Consider the following 3149-nt stretch of genomic DNA (forward strand, 5'->3'; position numbering starts at 1 on the left):
ATCGTCGACCATGTGCAGCGGCGGCCCGAGGTGCGGCGGTGCGTAGGAGGACAGGAACATCGCCCGCGGAAGCGAGGAGCCTTCCGCAGCCCGCAGGCGCGCCAAGCGGTAGGCGACCAGGGCGCCAAAGCTGTGGCCGAAGAACATGAACTGGCCCTCGAGTTGCGGTTCCAGCAGCTCATTGACCTCGTCGACCAGCTCGCGAAGAGTCGCGAACCGCTCGCGGTTGGGAATCTCGACCGGGATGACCTCGAACGCGGGGCTCAGTGATCGCTTCCAGGCGTTGAACGCCATCTTGCCACCGCCTGCGTGATGGAAACAGAACAGCCGCATGGTCACGGTCCTTTCGAGAAGTGCTTGCGCTTTCGTTGGACACACGATCACCCGGGCCGCTTGGAAAGTTCTTGACGATTGCTTGGGGGCCTCCCTTTAGAAAGCTCCAAGGCCGGCACCACACACTCGGTGTCCCAGGTGGCGTCCACAGCCCATCGACCGCATTGGACCGGAAGGAGTCTTACGACATGTCGACGAACGATCTCTTGCTCTCCCGTCCCCGTGAGACCGACTCGCCGGTTCACGCCGACATGCGGACGATGACGTTGCATGGCGACCGCGTCGCATACCGTGACGAGGGCGCCGGCGAGGTCCTGCTCCTCGTTCACGGCATGGGCGGAAGTTCGTCGAGCTGGCGGGAACTGGTGCCGAAACTGGCGAAGAAGTATCGCGTCATCGCACCCGATCTGCTGGGCCACGGCCTTTCCGACAAGCCACGCGGGGACTACTCCGTCGGCGCCTTCGCCGTCTGGCTGCGTGACCTCTTGGACACGCTCGGCGTGCCGAAGGCCACGATCGTCGGCCATTCGCTCGGCGGCGGCATCGCGATGCAGTTCGCTCATCAGCACCGCGACTACTGCCAGCGGCTGATCCTGATCAGCCGCGGCGGCCGCGGCGCCGACGTCGGCGCCCTCCTGCGGCTCCTGTCACTGCCGGGCAGCGAACTCCTGCTGAACGCGCTGGCGTCGCGGCCGGTGCTGCATGCCACCGACGCGCTGCGGGTGAAGCTGTCACTCGACGGTGAGGTGACGCGCTTCAGCGAGACCCTGCGAGCGCAGGCGTGGCTGACCGACCGCGCCAGCCGACGCGCGTTCCTGCGTACGCTCCGCTCGGTCGTCGACCATCGCGGCCAGGCGGTATGCGCGCTGAGTCGCCTTCACTGCAACGCAGACCTTCCCGCCTTGATCATCACCGGAGATCGGGACCGCGTCATTCCGGTCGCGCATGCGCACGCCGCGCACGCCGCGCTTCCCGGCAGTCGTCTCCACGTCCTTCCCGATGTGTGGCATCACCCGCAGGTCGAATGTCCAGACACGGTGATGGCGCTCATCGACGACTTCATCGGTGCCTCCATGGCCTACTCGGCCCGTTCGGTCCGCCAGGAGCCGGCTCGGGCGGCGTGCGGCCGGGCGAATCAACGAGTGGTGCAGGCCGACCGGTCGAAGTCGGTCGGGCGCAATCGCATCGCGGTTCAGTTGCGGTCCACCGCGCGCGAGGATTCAGCCATTCGCCGAAGCACCCGCCGGCGCGTCACCGGCTGACTCGGAATCGCGTTGAGTCGCGCGGTCGACCCACCACGGCCGCAGCGGGGATACGCTAGGTGGTTCACCTCGTGGAGGACTGGCAATCACGACATACATGGCCGAGCGCTACGCCAATCACGCCAACGAGTTGCCCTTCGCCTGGGTTGCGCTGATCGTCCTGGCGATCTTCCTGTCGTGCTTCGCACTGTGGAGGGCCTACGTGTGGGTGCGCAATCGTCTTGCCCTCCGTTGCGAGGCGTCACCGAACGATTCCGGACCGACGAAGGACCCGTGGGACGAAGCGGTTTCGCGGCCGCCCGGCGATCGGAACCCCACGCCACTGCTCGGCGAGAGCGACCTGGGCCGCCTGGGAGGGATGACCCAGCGCGAGCAGGAGATCCTCTTCTCGACCTATGCGCCCCGCAAGGTGCGCAAGGAGATGAGACAACGCCTACGGGAGCGGGAGCAGAGGGAGCGCGGGGGCTGAACTGCCGCGGTTACCCGACCCCGCGATTCAGCCAGGTCATCTCACCGGCATCTCCGCCGCCGCGGTATGCCTCGAGAGCGTCGTCCCACGCGGTGCCGAGCACCGTGTCCAGTTCGGCGGCGAGGGTGTCGGCGCCCGCGGACATCAGTCCGCGCAGCCGTAGCTCCCCCACCATCACGTCACCGTTGGCGCTCATCGCGCCGCTCCACAACCCGAGCTGCGGGGTGTGGCACCAGCGGTGGCCGTCCACTCCCTCGCTCGGATCCTCGGTGACCTCGAACCTCAGCACGGACCACGATCGCAGGGCATTGGCCAGTGCGGCGCCCGTGCCGACGGGGCCGATCCAATTGGTGACGGCACGGAGCTGACCCGTGAGCGCCGGCTGCGGCGTCCACTTGAGATTCGCCCTTGCCGACAGGGTCGACGAAAGAGCCCACTCGACATGTGGGCATACCGCCGCGGGCGAGGCGTGGACGTACACCACGCCAGTCGTCGCATCGGCGAACTGGTTCGACGCACGCATCATCTGCTCCTTCGGCTTTCACAGGGACGTCTTCCCCAACGACCTGGTGAAAGTTGAAACATAACGATGCAGTTGTGTCGCGCGTGTCTATTGTGCCCTCTGTGGCACCTGTTGCGCTAGTGTGCCCCGAATTCTCTCAGTACTCCATCAGAGAGCCCCGGCCACAGTGGGTACGCCCAGTTGTCGAAGTCCAAGTCCGTCAGCACGACCAAGGCCAGGTCAGCGGCTGGATCGACCCAGATGAACGTGCCCGATTGGCCGAAGTGACCATACGTGCGCGCCGAGTTGCGCGATCCCGTCCAGTGCGGCTTCTTGCCGTCGCGGAGCTCGAAACCGAGACCCCAGTCGTTCGGTCGCTGCACCCCGAAACCGGGCAGCACGCCGTCCAGCCCGGGAAACTGGACCGACGTCGCATCGGCGTGCATCTCGGCCGACACGATCTGCGGCCGCAACAGGTCGGCGGCGAACGACGCCAGGTCGGCCACCGTCGACGTGCCGCCGTACCCGGCTGCCGCGCTACCGCCTTTGAGGTCGGAGGTCGACATCCCGAGCGGCTCGAAGA

General features: G+C 66.7%; 4 protein-coding genes and 1 pseudogene. 2 read left to right on the forward strand and 3 right to left on the reverse strand.

The genetic code is table 11. The features are described 5' to 3' along the window. Window positions 1–333: thioesterase II family protein (locus tag QOD90_RS16190; protein ID WP_526351450.1), on the reverse strand; the 333-nt coding region annotated here is incomplete at its 3' end. 251 nt (window positions 334–584) lie between these two features. On the opposite strand from QOD90_RS16190, the pseudogene QOD90_RS16195 reads away from it, so the two are divergent. Next, window positions 585–1397: pseudogene (locus QOD90_RS16195) on the forward strand (alpha/beta fold hydrolase); the annotation flags it as partial. 295 nt (window positions 1398–1692) lie between these two features. Next, window positions 1693–2064, forward strand: a complete 372-nt coding sequence (locus tag QOD90_RS16200; protein WP_526351452.1) for a hypothetical protein — start codon at window positions 1693–1695, stop codon at window positions 2062–2064. A 10-nt stretch (window positions 2065–2074) separates the two neighbouring features. On the opposite strand, the gene QOD90_RS16205 is transcribed toward QOD90_RS16200, so the two are convergent. Both QOD90_RS16205 and QOD90_RS16210 read right to left on the reverse strand, forming a co-directional pair. Next, window positions 2075–2587, reverse strand: a complete 513-nt coding sequence (locus tag QOD90_RS16205) for a DUF3145 family protein (protein WP_526351454.1) — start codon at window positions 2585–2587, stop codon at window positions 2075–2077. Between the two features lie 116 nt (window positions 2588–2703). Further along, window positions 2704–3149 (reverse strand): serine hydrolase (locus QOD90_RS16210; protein ID WP_526351456.1); only part of this gene is annotated, 446 nt, incomplete at its 5' end.

Source organism: Mycobacterium sp. (assembly GCF_032161845.1).
Lineage (GTDB): Bacteria > Actinomycetota > Actinomycetes > Mycobacteriales > Mycobacteriaceae > Mycobacterium.